The organism is Amycolatopsis lexingtonensis (genome assembly GCF_014873755.1).
In the GTDB taxonomy this organism is placed as follows: domain Bacteria; phylum Actinomycetota; class Actinomycetes; order Mycobacteriales; family Pseudonocardiaceae; genus Amycolatopsis; species Amycolatopsis lexingtonensis.
Map to the genome: position 1 here is coordinate 3284028 of NZ_JADBEG010000001.1, position 19768 is coordinate 3303795.

Below are 19768 nucleotides of genomic sequence, written 5' to 3' on the forward strand. Positions count from 1 at the left end.
CACGAGGTTGGCCGTCAACAGTACCGCCGGGCGCAAGCCCGCCAGCGCGCCGGACAATGCCGGCACCGAGGCCGCCGCCCGGGTGGCCGACGTGCTGCTGCTCTTCACCGGTGGCCCCCGGCACCTCGGGGTCAGCACGATCAGCCGCGAGCTCGACCTCTCGAAGGCGGTCGTCTACCGGATCCTGCAGTCGCTCGTCTCGCGCGAGATGCTGGCCACCGACCCCGGCGTCTCCGGCTACCGGCTCGGCCCCGCGGCCGTCGCGCTCGGGGCGAGCGCCCTGCGCCGGTTCGACGCCCGGATCGCCGCCACGCCCGTCCTGCGGCGGCTACGGGAGGAAACCGGGGAGACGACGACGCTTTCCGGCCTGGTCGGCGACGAACGCGTGTACCTCGACCAGTTCGAGAGCCCTCGCGAGATCAAGATGACCGTCGAGCTCGGCCGCCGGTTCCCGCTGCACGCCGGGTCTTCCGGCAAGGTCATCCTGGCGTCGCTGCCCGAGGACCGCCGGGAAGCCGTGCTGCACCGGGAACTCCCCGCGCTGACCGAGCACACGATCACCACCGCCGAGGAGCTGCGCGAGGTCCTCGCCGAGGTAGCCCGCGACGGGGTCGCCGTCTCGCTCGGCGAACGGCAGCCCGGCGCCGGGTCCGTCGCCGCTCCTCTGTTCGGGCCGGACGGCGACGTCCACGGCTCCATCAGCATCTGCGGCCCGCAGTACCGCTTCACGCCCGAAGCCGTCAGCCGCTACCGCGATCTCGTGCGGGAGGCGGCGGCCGAGATCCGGCAGAGCTGGGCCTGGCTGCAGGAGCCGGACGGCCGGTAGGGCGCGGCCCGGTGTCCTGAATGAGTCATTCAGGACATCCGAAGACCTGAATGAGTCATTCAAGACGCCGACGAAGCCACCGCAGAGCGAGCTGCCGCGACTTTCCCGCACGCACCCAATGTGGCGTTGGGTGCATCCAACGCACCGAACGCCACATTGGGGCGCATCCGGCCTGACTTTGCCGGAGCTCTGACCGCCGAAGATCCGAATGAGTCGTCCAAGACCTGTCAGCGGCCGCGCTTGAGGTAGCGGCCCACCGGGTCGCCGGCGATCTTGCCGTCGGCGAACACGTGGTTCCCGCGCACGAACGTGTCGGTCACCTTCGCCGTCATGTCGAAGCCCTCGAACGGCGTGTACTCCTGCGTCGACTCGGACTCGGCCGCGCGTACGGTCCACCGGACGTCCGGGTCGACCAGCGCGAAGTCGGCGTCGAAGCCCTCGGCGATCGTGCCCTTCTTGAGCAAGCCGTAGCGGCGCGCCGGGTTCTGCGACGTCAGCTGCGCGATCCGTTGCAGCGAAAGGCCCCGCTTCACGCCTTCGCCGACCAGCCCGGGCAGCAGGTACTCGGCGCCGCCGAAACCGGACTTCGCCAGGAAGACGTCGTCGCGGTCCGAACCGAACTTCAGCTCGTCGCGGCAGCAGGCGTGGTCGCTGACCACCCAGTCGACGTCGCCGGCGAGCACGTGCCGCCACAACGCCTCGACGTCTTCGCGCTCGCGCAGCGGCGGGTTGACCTTGCCGCCGATGCCCGACGCGGTGTCCACATCGGCCAGCAGGTGCCCGATCGTCACTTCGCGCCGGAAGTCGATGTGCGGGAACGCCTTCCCCATCGTCAACGCGGCCGACAGGGCCTTCTCCGACGACAGGTGCAGCAGGTTGATGTTCGGTAGCCCGGTCTCGTGCGCCAGGTAGGACGCGATGGTGACGGCCAGCCCTTCGGAGTGCGGCGGCCGCGACGCGCTGTAGGCCCGCAGGCCCGACAGCGAGCCGTCCTGCTCGACCAGCTTGGTGTAGGCGGTCATGATCTCGGCCGTTTCGCAGTGCAGCGACAGCGAAAGGTGCGGCGCGTATTCGGTCAGCACCTCGCGGGCGTGCTGCACCCCGCGCATGACGAACTCGAAGTGCGCGATGTCGTAGCGCTCGTCCGGCGGGATCATCAGGAAGTCGCTCTGGCTGGTCGAGCGCCCGTGCAGGCCGTGGCTGCCGTAGAACATGAAGATCTTGAACGACGTGACGCCGAATTCCTCGACCAGGTAAGGGATTTCGGAGATGTGCTGCGAGCTCATCGGCGCGAGGTGGAAGGCGTAGTCGACGTAGGCGTTGCCCTCGGACGCGCTCAGCACCTCGGGGAAGAAGTCGCGGTAGCTGCCGCCCTTGTTGAGGTAGTACTGGCCGGTGCGCATGTACGTCAGCGACGTCGTGACGCCGCCCTGCGCGCTCGCGCGGCTCTCGGTGCGGGTGTCCGTGGCCAGCTCGTTGTAGATGCCCCAGTGCTGGTGCGCGTCGACCACGCCGGGGAAGGCGAGCAGCCCGCGGCCGTCGACGACCCGCGCGGCGTCGTCCGCCGGCAGGTCCGGCGCCACACGGACGATGGTGCCGTCGTTCACGGCGATGTCCAGCAGTTCGGGCTCGGATCCCTCGGCGTCGTCGGGGCGGACGACCCGGACGTTCTTCACGAGCAGTTCCGTGGTGGCCATTTCTCTCCTCAGCTTGCGGTGTTCGAAGTCAGGCGCCGGGCGACGGCGCCGGCGGCCAGGTAGGCCAGCCCGAAGGCGGGCAGGAGCCCGTTGCCGGGCAGGTAGCCGGCGGCGCCGTGGCCGGAGATGCTCGCCGCGGCGCCACCCGCGGCGTACAGCCCGGGGATCGGGCGGTCGTCGTGGTCGACGACGGCGGCGTGCTCGTCGACCAGCAGCCCGCCCTGGGTGTGGAAGAGCGCGGGCACCACGCGGACCGCGGCGAGCCGGCCCGAAAGTGGGCGTTCCCAGTGGGTGCGGCCGTGCTCGTCCGCACGCTCACCGCGGGCGATCGCGGCCGCGGTGGCGATTTCCGCCTCCAGGGCGTCCGGGGGCAGGCCGGTCGCCGAAGCGAGCCCACGAGCGTCGTCGGCCCAGACGAGCGCACCTGCCGAGACGACGTCCCGGAAGTCCTGGAACGGCTGGCACTGCTCGAAGATCGCCTCGTCGAGCACGATCCAGCCCGTGGAACCGGGCCGTGCGGCCAGCTCGGCGGCGTACTCGGAGTAGCCGCGGGTCTCGTTGCCGAAGCGGCGGCCGTCGAGGCCGACGAGGAACCCGCCGTGGATGATCGTCGCCCAGCCGACCAGCGTGCCCGCGGCGGCGGAAACCGCGCCGTGGCCCTGGTAGGCGTCGAGGAACCCGGTGGCGGCGCCCAGTTTCTCGCCGATGCGCAGCGCGTCGCCGAGCGACTGGTCACTCCCCTGGTACAGCGCCCCGGAGATCTCCGGCAGGTGCTGCGCGACGAGGTCCGCGTCGGCACCGAACCCGTTGGTGGCCAGCAGGACCGCCCGGGTCGGGATCTCCTCCTCGGTCCCGTCCGGGTACCGGACCACGACCCCGCACACACCGTCCACATCGGACAGGACGTCGACGAGCCGGGCGGGCGCGAGCAGCTCGATGTTCTCGTGCTCGGTCACGCGGCGGGCGAGGTGGTCGATGACGCCGGAGCCGTGCCGCCCCGGGATCGTGTGGCAGCGGGGCACGGAGTGGCCGGGGTAGTTGAAGTCCGTCACCAGGGACAGCGGCAGCCCGACGGAGTCGGCGAGCCACTCGACCAGCGGCGCGCTGACCTCGGCCAGGGTGCGAGCCAGGCGCGGGTCGGCCTGCCCGTGCGTCTTGGCCATGATGTCCGCGACGAACTTCTCGGGCGAGTCGTCGACGCCCTCGTCGGTCTGCCAACGGGAACCCGCGCCGGGGAACATCGCCGTCGACATCGAGGTGTTGTTGCCGCGCCGGAAGTGCTCGCTCGCCTCGACCACCAGGACGGAGAGTCCCAGCTCGGCGGCCCGCAGGGCCCCGGCGAGCCCGCCGCCCGCCCCGGCGACGACGAGGTCGGGTCCGTCGCTCACGAAACCCCCTCCACGGTCAGCAGCCGCAGCGCCAGCTCGGTGGGATCGACGATCCGCGCGGGCAGGTCGGCGGGCTCGACGTCGACCGCCGAGCAGCCGTTGATGACCGCCACCGCACCGAGCGCGGCGAGTTCGTTTACCGCCGTGCCGAGCGCGGCGTTCCACGTTTCGGTCTCGGCGATCGCGGAAAACGGCAGATCCAGCACCCGGACGCCGGCGAAGTACTCGGTCAGCCGGTAGGCGGCGATGCGCTTGGCGAATTCCTCGGCGATGGCCTCGTTGCGCACGACCGCGCCGAACCGGACTCCCTTCGCGGCGAGGTAAGTCGCCGACAGCTTGAGCAGGCCGTGCACCGGCAACGGCGGCTCCGCGACGGCGTCGGGCACCGCCGGGTCCAGCACGCAGTCCGGGAAGGCCAGGTCCCAGCCATCGCCCGCCGCCGCGAGCACGGCCGCGACCTCACGCTCCGAGGCACGTACGGCGTCGCCGGTGTCCAGGGTGGCCGGGGCCGCCGGGCCGACGTCCCGCAGCTCGATCTCCAGGCCCGGCGGTGCGAGCCGGTCGTAGCGCTCCTGCCGCCGCCGGATCTCCTCGGGCGGCAGGTGGATGGGCGTCACCGCGAGGGCACGCATCAGTTCGGCTCCTTCTCTGGAGTTCCGGCCAGCTCGCGCAGCGCCGCGCCGACGCGGGGCAGCCCGGGCAGGGCACGGCCCAGTGCGGCGGCGCGGTCGACGACGGCCGCGGGCAGCCACGTCTCGAGCACGCCGACCAGGCCGGGTTCGGTCAGCGGGTGGTGGTCGGCGTCGCCGACCGGGTTGGGGACTTCGCGGGTGAGCGACGTACCGTCGTCGAACGCGACGGTCACGCGGGCGGCTCGCTCGTCCGGCAGGCGCGCGGTGAGGTCGGCGGCCTCGACGAGCCGCACCCGGCTCGCCAGGGCCCGCACGCCCGCGTCGTCGAGGAGGCTTTCCGGCCCGACCTCGCCGGTCAGCGCGGCGGTGGCGACGACAAACGGCGTCGAGAACATCGCCGAAAGCCGGTTCGACCAGTCCACATCGGACAGACCGGCTCCGAGGACGTGGGTCTCGACCAGGATGTGGGTGATCCCGTCGAGCCGGAACGCCGGGTGCGCGCGCAGGTCGAGCACGGCGTCGGCGGCCGGGTGGGTGAAGGAGCAGGACGCGTGCCGCTTGAAGTACCCGCGGGTGATGTCCCACCGGGTGCCCAGGTCGGCGGTCAGCTCCCCCGCGTCGAACTCGCCGAGCAGGGTGCCGAGCGAGAGCGCGGCCGTGCCGGTCGTGCGGGCCATCCCGGCGGCCGCCATCCGCGCGGCGGCGAGCCCGGACGTCGCCGATGCGCCCAGCCACGCGTTGCGCACCGGGTTACCCTGGGTCGCCGAGTCGAAGTGCCCGGCGACCGCCAGCCCGGCCGCGGTGTCGATCGCGGCCGCCACCGCCCCGGGCGGGAGCCCGAGCAGCCGCGCGCAGCCCGCCGCCGCGCCGGGGACGCCCCAGCTGCCATGCGGGTGCGCACCCGCGCGCAATGTGGTCGCGCGGCCGAACCGCGCCGCCACCTCGTAGGCGGCCAGCAGCGCCGCCGCTGTGTCCGCGCCCGTGCTGTCCAGCTCGGCCGCCAGCGCCAGCACCGCGGGGAACCCGTGTGCGGCCGGGTGGCCCTTGGCGTACTTGTGGCCCTCGTCCAGCTCCAGCGAGACGAGCGCGACGCCGTTGAGCCAGGCCGCCGCGTCGGTCGTGACCAGGCGGCCGCCGCCGATCAGCGGCGCCGGACCGGCCGGCGCGCGCCAGGCATCGACCAGGGACCGCTGCTCCGGCAGCGAAGCACCCAATGCGGTGACGCCGACGATGTCGAGCAGGACGAGGGACAGCCGGTCGAGCACCGCGTCCGGCACGCTCGCGACGTCCAGTTCGGCCACCCAAGCTCCGAGTGATGCGGTCGCCGAAGCGGCTTGTTCGCGTTTCACAGTCCCAAGTACGCCTTCCTGACGCGCTGGTCGCCGGCCAGTTCGGCCCCGGTGCCCTGCAGCACCGTCGAGCCGCTCTCCAGCACGTACGCCCGGTCGGCGATGGCCAGCGCCTGCTTCGCGTTCTGCTCGACCAGCAGCACCGCCACCCCGCTGTCCCGGATCCGCTGGACCGCCTCCAGCACCGTCCAGGTCAGTTTCGGGGACAGCCCGGTCGACGGCTCGTCGAGCATCAGCAGCCGCGGCCCGGCCATCAGCGCCCGGCCGATCGCGAGCATCTGCTGCTGGCCGCCGCTGAACGTCTGCGCGATCTGCGTCCGGCGCTCGGCGAGCACCGGGAACAGGTCGTAGACCTCCTTCAGCGACTTCGCGGCCTGCGCGGGGGTGCGGGTCCAAGCACCCATCCGCAGGTTCTCCTCGACGGTGAGCGTGCCGAACAGCGCCCGGTCCTCGGGCACGTGCACCAGGCCGTCGCGCACCAGCTGGTCGGGACGGCGGCCCGCGGTCAGCTCGCCGTCGAGCGTGACGCGGCCCGACAGTGGCTTGAGCTGCCCGCAGATGCTGCGCAGGGTCGTAGTCTTGCCCGCGCCGTTGGCGCCGACGAGCGCGACGATCTCGCCGGCGCCGAGGTGCAGGTCGACGTCGTGCAGGATCCGCATCCGCCCGTACCCGGCGCACACCTTCTCAAGCGTCAGCATGGGTCGGCTCCTCACCGAGGTAGGCGTCGATGACTCGCGGGTCGCTGGTGACGGCTTCGGGCGAGCCCACAGCCAGCACGCGGCCCTGGTCGAGGACGAGGACGCGGTCGGCCAGCCGCATCACCGCGGCCATGATGTGCTCGATGAACACCAGCGTGACGCCTTCCTGCTCGCGCAGGCCGGCGAGCAGGTCGAGCACCGGCTCGCGCTCGGCCGGGACGAGCCCGGCCAGCACCTCGTCGAGCAGCAGCACCTTCGGCCGGGTCGCCAGCGCCCGGGCCAGCTCGAGGCGCTTGAGCCCGGCGGTCGGCAGGTCGGTCGCGTTGCGGTGGGCCCACGGCCCGAGCCCGACCCGGTCGACGACGTCGAGCGCGTGCTCCCGCAGGGCCTTGGCGCTCAGCCGGTGGTGCTGGGCGGCGAGGCTGACGTTCTGCGCCACCGTCATGCTCGCGAAGGGCCGCATGAGCTGGAACGTGCGGACCATCCCGGCTCGCGCGATCCGGTCGGGCGCGCGGCCGGTGACGTCGTCGCCCGCCAGCCGCACCCGGCCGGTGTCCGGGGTGAGCGCCCCGGAGATGACGTTGAACAGCGTGGTCTTGCCCGCGCCGTTCGGCCCGATGACGCCGAGGATCTCGCCCTCGGCGACGGTCAGGTCCACATCGGACAGGGCGTGCACGCCGCGGAACGCCTTGCCGACGCCGCTCACCTCGACGATGCTCATCGACGCCACCTCGCAGCGAGAGTTCCGACGATCCCCTTGGGCAGCAGCCGGACGATCAGGATCACCAGCACCGCGTACAGCACGACGTCCAACCCGCTGCGGCCCTGCAGGAAGCCCAGGAACTCCGGTGGGGTGCGCAGGAGCGTCGCCGTGACGTCGGTGAGCGAGCCGATGATGATCGCGCCGACCACCGGGCCCCACACCGTGCCGATGCCGCCGATCACGACGGGCACGATGGCCTGGATCGAGATGGCCGAGCCGAACCCGAGATCGGGGTTCACGAACAGGTAGTACTGCGTGTAGAAGGCGCCGGCCACGGCGGTGATCGCCGCGGACAGCGCCACCGTGAGCAGCTTGTGCCGCAGCACCGGGGCGCCGAGCGACGCCGCCGCCAGCTCGTCGTCGCGGATCGCCGTGACGTACCGGCCGGCGCGGGAGTGCAGGAAGACGATGCTGATCGCGACCGCCGCCCCGGCCAGGACGAGCGCCACCCAGAAGTACGCGGGCGAGTCGGCCGGGAACTGGATCAGCCACAGCGACGAGTCCTGGATCAGCGGCACGCTGAACCCGACCGCCTTGTTCGCGAACGCGCTGCTGGTGACGATCAGCCGCAGCATCTCCGCGAAGGCGAACGTCGCCAGCGCGAAGTACGCGCCTTGGAGCTTGTAGCGGAAGGAGAAGTAGCCGATGATCACGGCGACCGCGGCGGCCACCGCCATCCCGGCCAGCATCCCGATCCACGGCGACACGTTGTGCTTCACCAGCAGGTACGCACTCGTGTAGGCGCCAAGCCCGAAGTAGGCGGCGTGGCCGAAGCTGAACATCCCGCCGAAGCCGCTCATGATGTTCCAGCCGACGGCCATCAGCAGGAAGATCAGGATCCGGACGGCGACCGCGCCCTGGGCGGCGGGGAGGATCAGCGGCAGCGGGATCGCGACCAGCACGAGGACCGCGAGGATCGCGAGCTGCTTGTTCTGCGGCCGCAGCGGCGGTGCCTTGACGGCCTCCGCGGAACCGGCGGGCGCTTCGATGGTGATGCTCATGCGCGCCTCCCGAACAGGCCCTGCGGACGGAGGAACAGCACCAGCAGGAACACCACGAACACGCCCAGCAGGGAGCTCTGGCCGCCGAGGTAGATCGTGGTGAGCTGCTCGACCAGGCCGATCAGCAGCCCGCCGACGAGCGCGCCGACGACGTTGCCCATCCCGCCGAGCACCACGACCACGAACGCCGTGATGTTGAACTGCTCCCCCAGCGTCGGGGTCACCGTGACGAGCGGGCCGGCGAGCACCGCCGCCGCGCCCGCGCACGCCGTGCCGATGGCGAAGGTCAGCGTGTGCATCCGGCGGACGTTGATGCCGACCAGCGCCGCGCCCGGCGCGTTCGCGGCGACCGCGCGGATCGCCGTGCCCAGCCGGGTGCGCCGCAGCAGCCAGTACAGGAGGCCGCCGAGCACGATCGCGCCGAGGAACGCATACAGCCGCGAGCCCGCGACGACGGCGCCCAGCAGCGGGAACTGGAAGTCGCCGGGCAGGTCGATCGTCTTGGGCTCGGCGCCGAAGAACATCAACAGCCCGTTCTCCAACAGCAGCGACAGGCCGAGAGTGATCAGCAGCTGGTTCTCCAGCGACCCGCCGCCCGCCCCGGACAGCAGCCCGCGGTGCACGGCCGCGCCGAGCAGGAACAGCGCCGGCACCGCGACCACGAGCGTCAGGTACGGGTGCAGCCCGGTCGCCTGGATCATCCCGAAAGACAAGAACATCGCGACCGTGAGGAACGCGCCGTGGGCGAAGTTGACGATGTCGAGCACGCCGAAGATCAGCGTCAGGCCCATCGCGATCAGGCCGTAGAGGCCGCCGGTCAGGATGCCGGTGACCACCGACTGCCAGACCACCAGCCCGCTGCCGGACTGCAGCAGCGCGACCACGATCGCGACGACCAGGACGGCGGCCACGATGCCGGCGCGGCCGAGGAAACCCTTGTCCGCCTTGGCTTTCTTGTCGGGTGGTGCGGTTTCGGGGACGACGGGCGCCCCGGTGTCGAGTTCGGTCATGGACGCCACGCCACCCTGTAGTCGGGCCGGGATTCGGCTTTTTCGGGGGGATAGACCTGCTGGACGCGCCCGTCCAAGACCTGCATCAGGACGGGGAAGGCGTTGCTGTTGTCGCCGTTCGGCGCGAACCGGATCGGCCCGCGGCCCACGGTCAGGGGTGCGACCTGGGACGCGGCGATCGCGTCCCGCACCTTCCGCGGGTCGGTGCTCGCCGCCTGCTCCACGGCGTGCGCGATCACCTGGACCGCGTCGTAGGACAGCACCGCGCCAGTGCGCATCGGGTCGCCGTAGAGCTTCTGGTACTTCTCGCGCAGCGCGACGGTTTCGGGGTTCGTCGCGTCGTAGTGGTAGTTGGTGCTGAAGTAGAGGTTGCCGACCGCGGCCGCGTCGGCGACGAACTTCGGCTGGTCGTACGCGCCGTTCGAGACGCCCCAGACCGCGCTGAGGTCCGGCTTCACCGAAGCGATCGCCTTCGCCGCCAGCAGGCTGTCGCGGTAGTAGCCGGCGACCGCCAGCACGTCCGCGCCCGACGCCTTGACCTGCGTGACCTGAGCAGTGAGGTCGCTGACGGTCGCGGCGTCGTAGCTGATGTTCGGGCCGATCCCGATGCCGAGCTGCTTGGCCGCCGCGGTGAAGGCGTCGGCGGCGCCGCTGCCGAAGTCGCTCTGCTCGTGCAGGAACGCCACCTTGCGGACCGGCTTGCCCGCCTGTTCCGACACTGCCTTCAGGTACTGCGCGGCGGCCGTCGCGATCGCCTTGCTGCCCGGCTGCACCCGGAACGAGTACTGGTAGCCGTGGGCGAAGATGGCGTCGGAGGCGGTCACGTCCATCACGAACGGGACCCGGTTGCGTTCGGCCACGACGGCGACGTTGGTGCTCACCGCGCTCTGGTAGGTACCCACCAGGCTGACCGCGCCGGCCGAGATCAGCCGCTGGGCCTCGCTCTGGCCGATGTCGGCCTTGCCCTGCGTGTCCCCCGTGACCAGTTCGACCTTGCGGCCGCCGAGCGACTTGATGCCGCCGGCCGCGTTGATCGCGTCGACCGCCAGCTGCGCCCCCCGGCGCATCTGCAGGCCGTCGACCGCGTTCGAGCCGCTGACCGGGTGCAAGGCGCCGATCTTGACCGGGCCTTCGTCCCGCCCCGCAGCGGCTCCCCCGGCCCCCATCGGAGCCGATCCCCCGCACCCGGTCACGAGCAGGGCCACCGCCCCGAGCCCCGCGACGAGCATTCGTGCGGACATGTCACCTCTTCCCCTTCGGCAGGGCTGTCGTTCCGCTTAGCGAAACGACAGATTTGTTGCCGGTCATCGTGACACCCGCCCCAACGTCAGGTCAACATCTGCGCACAACTTGACGGATGAGCGTGATCAGTGCGAACTTGGAAAACACCGAACGACGTCGCTACGAAACTCGACGTTCACAAGTGTTCCTCTCGGCGAAACGGCGGTCCGCCCCGGCTCGCCGGACGTGAAAGGCAGGTAAGCCCCATGACGGGCGCTTTGTCCGGGATCCGGGTGCTCGACACCGCCACCCTGTTCGCCGGCCCCCTCGCCGCGACCCTGCTGGGCGACTTCGGCGCCGAGGTGATCAAGATCGAGCACCCGAACGGCGACCCCGTCCGCAGCCACGGCGCGCAGCGCGACGGCGTCGGCCTCTGGTGGAAGATGCTCGGCCGCGGCAAGAAGGCGATCACCCTCTACCTCGGCTCCCCCGAGGGCCAGGAGATCTTCAAGAAGCTGGTGGCGGACGCCGACGTCGTCGTGGAGAACTTCCGCCCCGGCACGCTGGAGCGCTGGGGCCTCGGTTACGACGAGCTGCGCGAGATCAACCCCGGCCTGGTGCTCACGCGGGTCACGGGGTTCGGGCAGATCGGCCCCTACGCCAAGCGACCCGGCTTCGGCACGCTCGCCGAGGCGATGAGCGGGTTCGCCGCGATCACCGGCGAGCCCGACGGCCCGCCGACGCTGCCGCCGTTCGGCCTGGCCGACGGGATCGCCGCGCTGACCACCGCCTACGCCGTGATGACCGCCCTGCGGGCCCGCGAGCAGACCGGGCGCGGGCAGGTCGTCGACCTCGCCATCATCGAGCCGATCCTGACCCTGCTCGGCCCGCAGATCATCGCCTACGACCAGCTCGGCACGCTGCAGCCGCGCACCGGCAACCGGTCCACGAACAACGCGCCGCGCAACACCTACCGCACCCGCGACGGCAGCTGGGTGGCCATCTCCACCAGTGCCCAGTCGATCGCCGAACGCGTGATGCGGCTGGTCGGGCGCCCCGAGCTGATCGACGAGCCGTGGTTCGCCAGCGGCGCCGAGCGCGCCCAGCACGCCGACCTGCTCGACGACGCCGTCGGCTCGTGGATCGCCGACCGCGACCGCGACGAGGTCGTCAAGGCGTTCGAGGAGGCCCAGGCCGCCGTCGCGCCGATCTACACCGCCGCCGACGTCATGACCGACCCGCAGTTCGCGGCGCTGGGCAGCATCACGACGGTCGACGACGCGGAACTCGGGCCGGTGAAGATGCAGAACGTGCTGTTCCGGCTGTCGGAGACCCCCGGCGGGATCACGTCGACCGGGGCGCCGCTCGGTGCGCACACCGCAGAAGTGCTCGGCGGCCTCGGTCTCGGCGAACCGGAACTGGCGGCCCTGCGCGAAAAAGGCGTGATCAAGTGAACGGCGTCCCGCGCAGCTGGCTCTACGTCCCCGGCGACCGGCCGGACCGGATCACGAAGGCGCTGAACGGCCCGGCGGACGCGGTCATCATCGACCTCGAGGACGCCGTCGCCGCGGCCGCGAAGAACGAAGCGCGGCGGAACGCGGTGTCCGCTTTGGACGGTGGCGCTAAGGCGTACGTCCGGATCAACGCGCCGGGCACCCCCGCCGGGGAAGCCGACATCAAGGCACTGCGCGGGGCCGCCGGCGTCCGCGTACCCAAGTGCGAGGACCCCGGCGAGGTGCGCCGGGTCGCCGACGCACTCGGCGTGCCGGTGTACCCGGTGCTGGAATCCGCGCTGGGCGTGGAAAACGCGCTCGCGATCGCCACCGCGCACCCGCTCGTCGCCGGGATCTCGCTCGGCGAGGCCGACCTCGCCGCGGACCTGCGCGTCGCGGGCGGGGACGCGCTGACCTGGCCGCGGTCGCGGGTGGTCGTCGCGGCACGGGCGGCCGGGCTGCCGAGCCCGGTGCAGAGCGTCTGGACTGCCGTGCGCGACCTCGACGGCCTGCGCGCGAGCACCGAAGCCGGGCGCGCGGCCGGGTTCTTCGGCCGGTCGGTGATCCACCCCGCGCAGATCTCCGTGGTGCACGAGGTGTGCGCGCCCGACCCCGCGGAAACCGCCTGGGCGAGCGACCTGCTCGACCACCTGGAAACGACCGGGTCGGCGGCCTGGATCGACCACCACGGACAGTTCGTCGACGCCGCGATCGTGGCGCGCGCCCGCTGGGTGCTCGCGATCGCGGGGGAAAAGGAGGGCCAGCACTCATGACACGTCCCCAGGATCCGCTGCTGTCGGCGGTCGCCGGCGGGGTCCGGCTGATCGAGCTCGGGCAGCCGTTCTTCACCGGCATGCCGTGCTCGCCGAACCACCCCGGGTTCCGGATGACCCTGATTCGCCGCCACGGCGACATGCGGCGCCCGGACGGCGGGTCGGCCGCCAACGAGATCATCGTGACCGGCGGGCACGTCGGCACCCACATCGACGCGCTCTCGCACGTCAGCCACGACGGCAAGCTGCACGGCGACATCGACGCCGCCGAGGCCCAGCAGGGTGGCGTGTTCCGCACGCACGGCGCGGAGAACCTGCCCGGTCTGCTGCGGCGCGCGGTCCTGCTGGACGTCGCCGCCGTCCACGGCGTCCCCACGCTGGAGCCAGGCTACGGCGTCACGGCCGAAGACCTCGACGCGGCGGCGAAACTCGCGGGCACCGAGCCCGGCGCCGGTGACGTCGCCCTGATCCGCACCGGCTGGGCGCGGAACTTCGCCGACGCTGTTTCCTATATGGGCAAGGAAACCGGCGTTCCCGGCGCGACGACGTCGGCGGCGGAATGGCTGGCGGCGCGGGGTGTCGTCGCGACCGGCGCGGACACCACGGCCTACGAGCAGATCCCGGCCGGCGCCGGGCACGCCGTGCTGCCGGTGCACCGGATCCTGCTGGTCGAGTCGGGCATCTTCATCATGGAGCACCTGAACCTGGAAGCGGTGGCCGAGGAAGGCGTGCACGAGTTCGTGTTCGTGCTGGCGCCGCTGCGGATCGTCGGCGGCACCGGCTCCCCCGTGCGTCCCCTCGCGGCGGTGAGCGCATGACCGCGACGATCGTCCAGCAGTTGGCCGCGTTCGCCGCGTCGGTGCGGGCCAACGGCCTGCCGCCGGAGCTGCGGGACGACGCCGCCCGGCGCGTCCTGGACGTGCTCGGAAACAGCCTGGCCGCTACGGGCGAGCGGCCCGCCGCGGCGGTCGGCGCCCTGGTCCGGGAGTGGGGCGGCACCGGCCGCGCGACGGCCATCGGCACCGGCGACCGGCTGCCCGAGCCGAGCGCGGCGCTGCTCAACGGCACCCTCGCGCACTCGCTCGACTTCGACGACACGCACCTGCCCTCGGTGCTGCACCCCTCGGCGTCCGTGGTCCCGGCGGCGCTCGCCGTCGCGGAGTCCCGCGGCGCGACGGGCGCCCAGCTGCTGGACGCGATCGGCGTCGGCGTGGAGATCACGGTCCGGCTCGGCATGGCGGGCTACGACGAGGAACTCGGCAACTCCGTGTTCTTCGAGCGCGGCCTGCACGCGACGGCGATCTGCGGCGCCCTCGGCGCGGCGGCGGCCGCGGCCATGCTGTCCGATGTGGACGAATCGGGCATCGCCGACGCGCTGGGCATCGCGGCCAGCATGGGTTCGGGCCTGCTCGAGGCCAACCGCACGGGCGGCACGGTGAAGCGCATCCACTGCGGCTGGGCGGCGCACGCGGCGGTGACGGCGGCGGGCATGGCCCGGCACGGCATCACGGGACCGCCCACGGTGCTGGAAGGCCGCTTCGGCCTGCTGCAGGCGTTCTGCGGCGACCAGTCCGATGTGGACGCTATCGTCGACGGCCTCGGCGAGCGCTGGGAACTGCCCGGGATCTTCTTCAAGCCCTACCCCTGCAACCACTTCACCCACGCGGGCATCGACGCGGCCCGCCGCCTGCGCGCCCGCGGCGTCGACCCGGCGGAGATCTCGGAGATCGAGCTGGGCGCTCCGACGGCGGTGCTGCGCACGATCGCCGAGCCGCGCGAAGCCAAGATCCGGCCTCAGTCGGGTTACCACGCGGCGTTCTCGGGCCCGTACACGGTGGCGACGGGCTTGCTGGGCGGCGGCGGGCTCGGCGTGTTCCACGACGACTTCACCGACTCGGCGGCGGCCGATCCGGCCCGCCTGGCGCTGGCGGCGAAGGTCCGGTGCGTCCCGGACGCCCGGTGCGACGAGATCTTCCCCCACCAGTTCCCGGCGGTCCTGCGGGTGCGGCTGCGTGACGGCCGCGAGCTGGAGGAAAGGGTCGACGCCAACCGCGGCGGCCCGCAGAACCCGCTCTCGGCGGAAGAGCTGGCGACGAAGTTCCGTCTGAACGCGTCGCGGGTGCTGCCGGCCGAGGTCAGCGAGCGGATCACGAAGCTGGCCTACGGGCTCGCGGGGCTGGAAGACATCACCGAGCTGACAGGGTTGCTCCGCACCTGACCGCCGACCGCGAATCGTCCGGAAGCGGGCCCGCCGGGGAAATCCCGGCGGGCCCGTCCTGTCTCACCGGCCTACGGTCACCGACCCGGTGAGCGGCCCGAGCCGCACCGTGTGGGTTCCGCGCGGTAGATCCCGCACCTCGAACGACACCCCGGTCGTCTGGTCCTTCCGCACGAACACCGCCCGCTCGCCGGCGATCGCGCCGTCGATCCACAGCAGTGCCTGGTACGTGCCCGCGACCTCGCCGACGTCCTTCACCGACGCGGTGATCCGCACCGGCGCCCGGCCGTGGCCGCCGTCGGTGCGCAGGTCCGCCACCGCGAAGCGCGGCTCGGGGCCGGGTGCCCGGTCGTGGACGAAGATGTCCGAGTAGCCGTTCGTGTCGTCCTCGACGAGGTTGGTCGCCGCGCTTTCGAACGCGACGTACTTGCCGTCGGTGCTGATCGACGGGAAGTCGCTGTAGGCGTCGCCGAGCCGGCCGCCCACCCCGCCGGACACCTTGGCCGTCGTCCGCGCCCGCAGGTCGCGCACGAACACGTCCGACATGCCGTCGTCGCCGGGCACGAGGTTGGCGGCGAAGCTGAAGAACGCGACGAAGTTCCCGTCGCCGCTGATCCTCGGGCTCGCCGTGTACGCGTCCGCGCCGCCGGTCCCGCTCGCCGCCTGCGACACCAGCGTGCTCGCGCGGGTTTGCCGGTCGTACACCGAAACCTGCGGCGGCGCGTCGGGGCCGCTGCTCACGTAGGCCACCAGCCGGCCGTCCGCGCTGATCGACGGCTGGGTCGCCTCCACCCCGGCCGCCACCGGGATGATCTCCGTCGTCCCGGTCCGCCGGTCACGCACGAAGACGTCGCGGTGGTCGTTGGCCGCACCGGGCACCAGGTTCTCCGCGCCGCTCTCGAACGCGACGAACCGGCCGTCGGCGCTGACGCTCGGCTCCAGCGAGTCGCCGTCCGCCTGCACCCCGCCGGCACCCACCGAGACGCGCTCGGTCGTCCCGGCCACCCGGTCGCGCAGGAAGACGTCCTGCTTGCCGTTCGTGTCCCCCGGCACCAGGTTCGTGGCCTGGCTGAGGAACACCGCGTACCGGCCGTCGGTGCTGAAGACCGGCTGGCCGGACAGCCCGTCGGCCTGCCGCTCGTCGGACGACACCGAGATCAGCTCGTTCGCGCCCGTCCGCCGGTCGTGCGCGAAGGAGTCGGGCACGCCGTTGACGTCGCCGGGCACGAGGTTGGTCGCGCCGCTGAGGAAGCCGACGTACCGGCCGTCCGGGCTGATCGTCGGGCTGATCGCCCACGCGTCCGCCCCGGTGCCGTCCGCCGCGGCCGAGATCCGTTCGATCACGCCGGTGCGGGTGTCCCTGGCGAAGATGTCCATGTCGTCGTTCGCCTCGCCGGGCGCGATCTCCGAGGCCATGCTGGCGAACGCGATCACCCCGCCGTCGCCGCTCATGGCGGGCCAGAAGGTCTCGGCGTGGATCTGCCCGCCGTCGCGGGTCACCGAGACCCGCTGCGTCGCCGGTGGCCGCGGCAACGCGAAGTCGGCCGTGGCGGACCGGATCGGGCGCACGGTGACCTGGCGCGGGTTCGCCGTCGAGATCCCGGCCGCCGAGGCGGTCACCCGGTAAGCGCCTTCCGGCACGTCCTTGATGGTGTAGCGGCCGGTTCCGTCCGAGACGGCGGTGAGCTCGTCGAGCACGTCCGCCACCCGGACCGTCGCGCCGGGCACCGTCGAACCCGTCGGCCCGTAGGTGACGCGGCCGGTGATGACGCCCCGCGGCGTCGGCTTCAGCGCGACTCGCAGATCGGTCAGCTTCCCGCCGGACACGACGACCCGCACGCGCTGGTCGTGGTAGCCGAAGCGGGACAGCGTCAGGTCGTAGGTGCCCGCGGGCACGCGGATCTTGAAGTGGCCCTCGGCGTCGCTCGGGTACGACCGGCCGGTCGACGCCACGGTGATCGTCGTGCCCCGCAACGGATCCCGGGACTTGTCCGCGGTCACCGTCCCGGTGATGCCGCTGGTGAGACGCGCCTCGGCGACGGCGGCGGCCGCGTCGATCCGGCCCGCGCCGAAGCGGGTGTTCGGCCGCGCGCCGTAGCGGTTGTCGAAGAACGCCGTTCCGGTCAGGATGTCCAGCGTCTCGTCGGGGGTCAGGCGCGGGTTCGCCTGCAGCATCAGCGCGACGGTGCCCGAGACGTGCGGGGTCGCCATCGACGTGCCGCTCAGCAGACCGTACTCACCGCCGGGCAGCGACGACAGGACGTCTACGCCGGGCGCGGACAGGTCCGGCACGACGTAGCTGTCCGGCCAGTTCGCCGGGGCGTCGGCCCAGTCCTTCTTCCGCACGACGCCGCCGCAGGAGAAGTCCGGCACGTTGTCGTCGACGTCGGTCGCGCCGACGCCGGTCGCTTCGAAGACGTTGCCGGGCGCCGCCGAACCGCCCGCGACGCACTCGTTGCCGATGGCGAAGGCCGGGAACGCGCCCGCCAGGTAGATGTTGCGCGCGGGCTCGACCATTTCGCTGCTGTAGCCCTCTTCGCCGAGCGACATGCTCACGACGTCCGCGGGCTTGCCCGCCGGCTTGCCGTCGGCGTCGTAGGGCGCGATCGCCCACTGCATCCCGGCGATCACCTGGGTCAGGGTGCCGGTGCCGCCTGGGATGACGAGCCCCGCCATCAGCTCCGCGCCGGGCGCGACGCCGATCTGTGTGCCCGAGCTGTGCCCGCCCGCGATGGTGCCCGCCACGTGGGTGCCGTGGTAGGAGCTGTCGTGCGGGGTGGAGTGGACCGGGGAGCCGTCGGCGGCGAACTCGAGCCAGCCACCGGGGTGCTCCGGGTTCGCCGGGTCGGCGCTGACGAGCTTGCCCGCGAGGTCGGGGTGCTCGGTGTCGATGCCGGTGTCGAGGATCGCCACCCGCACCCCGGCGCCGGTGCCCCCGTCCCGCTGGACCTGGTCGGCGCCGATCTTCTGCACGCCCCAGGCCACCGCGGGTTCCGCCGCCGCCTGCTGCGTCTTGCGGGGCTCGGTCGGCGAGTGCAGCGTGAAGTTGGGGATGACGCGGTCGACCAGCGGCAGCGCGGCGACCGCGTCGAGGGTGCCCGGGGTGGCGCGGACGAGCACCATGTTCTTGAGCCAGAACGTCTTCACGACCTGGTCCCGGCGGGCCCCGACGAGGTCGACGACCGGCGCCTGCATGGCCGTCGCCGAGTCGGTGAGCGCCTTGCGCGCGGCCGCGGGAGCCGACGGCCGCAGACCGCGGTCCTTCAGGACGACGACCGCCTCGAACTTCGCGTCCGGGCCGGATCGGGCACCGGCCATCCGGTCGAGCAGTTCCTTGGCGATCTTCGAGTGGGCGGCCGCGGTCGGCGGGGCGGCGGCGGCCACCGCCGGCCCGGCACCGAGGGACCCGGCGGTGACGAGCACCGCGAGCACCAGGTGCCGGCCTCGGGTCCGCAAGGCGGACAGGGACATGGGGAGACTCCTTCGTTCCGTCAGGTCGCGGCGGACAAGCGAGACGGCGCGCCCCGTGTGAGGTTGCGCGCCGTCGACTTCCAAACGGTGCAGGAATGATCACCGCGTGACAAGCTCACGAAGGCGGCGGATTCCGGTCAGGTGTCGGAAACCCGACACGAAGGAGGACGACGGTGCTGGAGCCGATCGGGGTGAGCGGTGCGGACGAAGCCACCTACAACGCCCTCGTCCGGCGGACGCAGGCGACCGCCCCCGAACTCGCCCAGGACACGCACCGCTCGTTGCCCGCGACCCGCCGGGCGCTGCAGGCGCTCGTCGAGGCCGGCCTGGCGACGCGGTCCGCCGGACGTCCGACCCGGTACGTGGTCGTCCCGCCCGACCGGGCCATCGAGGCGGTCCTGCGCGAACGCGAGGCCGCGCTGCGCGACACGCGCCGCCACATCGGCACGCTGATGGAGACCTACCGCGCGAGCACGCGGTTCGCGCACCCGGGCGAGCTGGTCGAGGTGATCTCCGGGCGGGACGAGGTCAACGACCGCTGGACGCGGATGCAGCAGGACATCCGGGTGCAGATGCGCGGCTTCGACCGGCCGCCGTACGCGGCCCCGCAAGGGCACGGCGAGCCCAACCACGTGGAGCTCGCGCTGCTGGAACGCGGGGTCAAATACCGGGTGGTCTACGACAAGAGCGCGGTCGAGCTGCCGGGGCTGCTCGACGACATCGAACTGGGGGTGCGGCACGGCGAGCAGGCCAGGATCGCCGGCGACGTCCCGATGAAGCTGGCGATCGCCGACGACCGGCTCGCGATCATGCCGCTGATGCGCCCGGGCGACCCCGCGCTCACGGCGTCCTACCTCATCCACCCGTCCCCGCTGCTGGACGCGCTGATCGCGTTGTTCGAGTCGGTGTGGACGCGCAGCGTGCCGGTCCGGTTCGGCGCCGACGATCCCGGCGAGCTGTCCGCGGACGAGTCGAAGCTGCTGGCACTGCTGGCTTCCGGGGTGACCGACAAGGCCGTGGGGCGGGCGCTGGGCTGGAGTGAACGGACGGTGCAGCGCCACGTCACCAAGCTGATGCAGCGGACCGGGGCCCGGACGCGGTTCCAGATCGCGATGGAGGCCACCCGGCGCGGCTGGATCTGAGCGCGGTTGGAAACCCGCTCACCGGTCTTGTCGGCGGCAAACCCTTTGCGCTACGGTCCCCGGGAGCGCTCCCAGTGGCTTCGCAT

Annotated in this window: 16 protein-coding genes; 6 read left to right on the plus strand and 10 right to left on the minus strand. The window is 72.3% G+C overall.

Going from position 1 to position 19768, the window contains the following annotated elements; all coding sequences use genetic code 11:
* Positions 1 to 7: 7 nt before the first annotated feature.
* Positions 8 to 826, plus strand: coding sequence for an IclR family transcriptional regulator (locus H4696_RS14915; protein ID WP_086857708.1), 819 nt, complete (start codon positions 8 to 10; stop codon positions 824 to 826).
* Positions 827 to 1053: 227 nt separating this feature from the next.
* On the opposite strand, the gene H4696_RS14920 is transcribed toward H4696_RS14915, so the two are convergent.
* The 9 genes from H4696_RS14920 to H4696_RS14960 are packed head-to-tail and all read right to left on the minus strand — an operon-like array spanning position 1054 to position 10605.
* The gene (locus H4696_RS14920; RefSeq protein WP_086857709.1) at positions 1054 to 2523 is read right to left on the minus strand and encodes a dihydroorotase; all 1470 of its coding nucleotides are present in this window, start codon (positions 2521 to 2523) and stop codon (positions 1054 to 1056) included.
* Positions 2524 to 2531: 8 nt separating this feature from the next.
* A complete protein-coding gene (locus tag H4696_RS14925) occupies positions 2532 to 3911 on the minus strand; it encodes an FAD-binding protein (RefSeq protein WP_192782319.1) in 1380 nt (459 codons plus the stop codon).
* Complete coding sequence (locus tag H4696_RS14930) at positions 3908 to 4543, minus strand: aspartate/glutamate racemase family protein (protein WP_192782320.1); 636 nt, start codon at positions 4541 to 4543, stop codon at positions 3908 to 3910. Before H4696_RS14930 ends, H4696_RS14925 begins: the two co-directional genes overlap by 4 nt.
* Positions 4543 to 5892: an MmgE/PrpD family protein gene (locus tag H4696_RS51245; protein WP_086864965.1), complete on the minus strand. Its 1350-nt coding sequence runs from the start codon at positions 5890 to 5892 to the stop codon at positions 4543 to 4545. The genes H4696_RS14930 and H4696_RS51245 overlap by 1 nt, the downstream gene beginning before the upstream one ends.
* Entirely contained in the window at positions 5889 to 6590 is a 702-nt protein-coding gene (locus H4696_RS14940; RefSeq protein WP_086864966.1) for an ABC transporter ATP-binding protein, read from the minus strand. Before H4696_RS14940 ends, H4696_RS51245 begins: the two co-directional genes overlap by 4 nt.
* Positions 6577 to 7311: an ABC transporter ATP-binding protein gene (locus H4696_RS14945; protein WP_225955690.1), complete on the minus strand. Its 735-nt coding sequence runs from the start codon at positions 7309 to 7311 to the stop codon at positions 6577 to 6579. Before H4696_RS14945 ends, H4696_RS14940 begins: the two co-directional genes overlap by 14 nt.
* On the minus strand, positions 7308 to 8354 hold the full coding sequence (locus H4696_RS14950) for a branched-chain amino acid ABC transporter permease (protein WP_086864968.1): 1047 nt from the start codon (positions 8352 to 8354) through the stop codon (positions 7308 to 7310). Before H4696_RS14950 ends, H4696_RS14945 begins: the two co-directional genes overlap by 4 nt.
* Complete coding sequence (locus tag H4696_RS14955; RefSeq protein WP_211299829.1) at positions 8351 to 9364, minus strand: branched-chain amino acid ABC transporter permease; 1014 nt, start codon at positions 9362 to 9364, stop codon at positions 8351 to 8353. Before H4696_RS14955 ends, H4696_RS14950 begins: the two co-directional genes overlap by 4 nt.
* The gene (locus H4696_RS14960) at positions 9361 to 10605 is read right to left on the minus strand and encodes an ABC transporter substrate-binding protein (protein WP_192782321.1); all 1245 of its coding nucleotides are present in this window, start codon (positions 10603 to 10605) and stop codon (positions 9361 to 9363) included. Before H4696_RS14960 ends, H4696_RS14955 begins: the two co-directional genes overlap by 4 nt.
* Positions 10606 to 10851: 246 nt before the next feature.
* On the opposite strand from H4696_RS14960, the gene H4696_RS14965 reads away from it, so the two are divergent.
* Genes H4696_RS14965 through H4696_RS14980 form a run of 4 tightly spaced genes read left to right on the plus strand, consistent with a single transcriptional unit; the run spans position 10852 to position 15069 of the window.
* Positions 10852 to 12039 carry a CaiB/BaiF CoA transferase family protein gene (locus H4696_RS14965; RefSeq protein WP_192782322.1) on the plus strand — a complete coding sequence of 396 codons (1188 nt, stop codon included), beginning with the start codon at positions 10852 to 10854 and terminating at the stop codon, positions 12037 to 12039.
* Complete coding sequence (locus tag H4696_RS14970; RefSeq protein WP_086863715.1) at positions 12036 to 12851, plus strand: HpcH/HpaI aldolase/citrate lyase family protein; 816 nt, start codon at positions 12036 to 12038, stop codon at positions 12849 to 12851. Before H4696_RS14965 ends, H4696_RS14970 begins: the two co-directional genes overlap by 4 nt.
* Positions 12848 to 13669: a cyclase family protein gene (locus H4696_RS14975; protein ID WP_086863716.1), complete on the plus strand. Its 822-nt coding sequence runs from the start codon at positions 12848 to 12850 to the stop codon at positions 13667 to 13669. Before H4696_RS14970 ends, H4696_RS14975 begins: the two co-directional genes overlap by 4 nt.
* Positions 13666 to 15069, plus strand: coding sequence for an MmgE/PrpD family protein (locus H4696_RS14980; protein WP_086863717.1), 1404 nt, complete (start codon positions 13666 to 13668; stop codon positions 15067 to 15069). The genes H4696_RS14975 and H4696_RS14980 overlap by 4 nt, the downstream gene beginning before the upstream one ends.
* Before the next feature lie 63 nt (positions 15070 to 15132).
* On the opposite strand, the gene H4696_RS14985 is transcribed toward H4696_RS14980, so the two are convergent.
* Positions 15133 to 18540 carry a S8 family serine peptidase gene (locus H4696_RS14985; RefSeq protein WP_086863718.1) on the minus strand — a complete coding sequence of 1136 codons (3408 nt, stop codon included), beginning with the start codon at positions 18538 to 18540 and terminating at the stop codon, positions 15133 to 15135.
* A gap of 173 nt (positions 18541 to 18713) precedes the next feature.
* Here H4696_RS14985 and H4696_RS14990 point away from each other — a divergent pair, with 173 nt between their 5' ends.
* A complete protein-coding gene (locus H4696_RS14990) occupies positions 18714 to 19682 on the plus strand; it encodes a helix-turn-helix transcriptional regulator (protein ID WP_086863719.1) in 969 nt (322 codons plus the stop codon).
* Positions 19683 to 19768 lie beyond the last annotated feature (86 nt).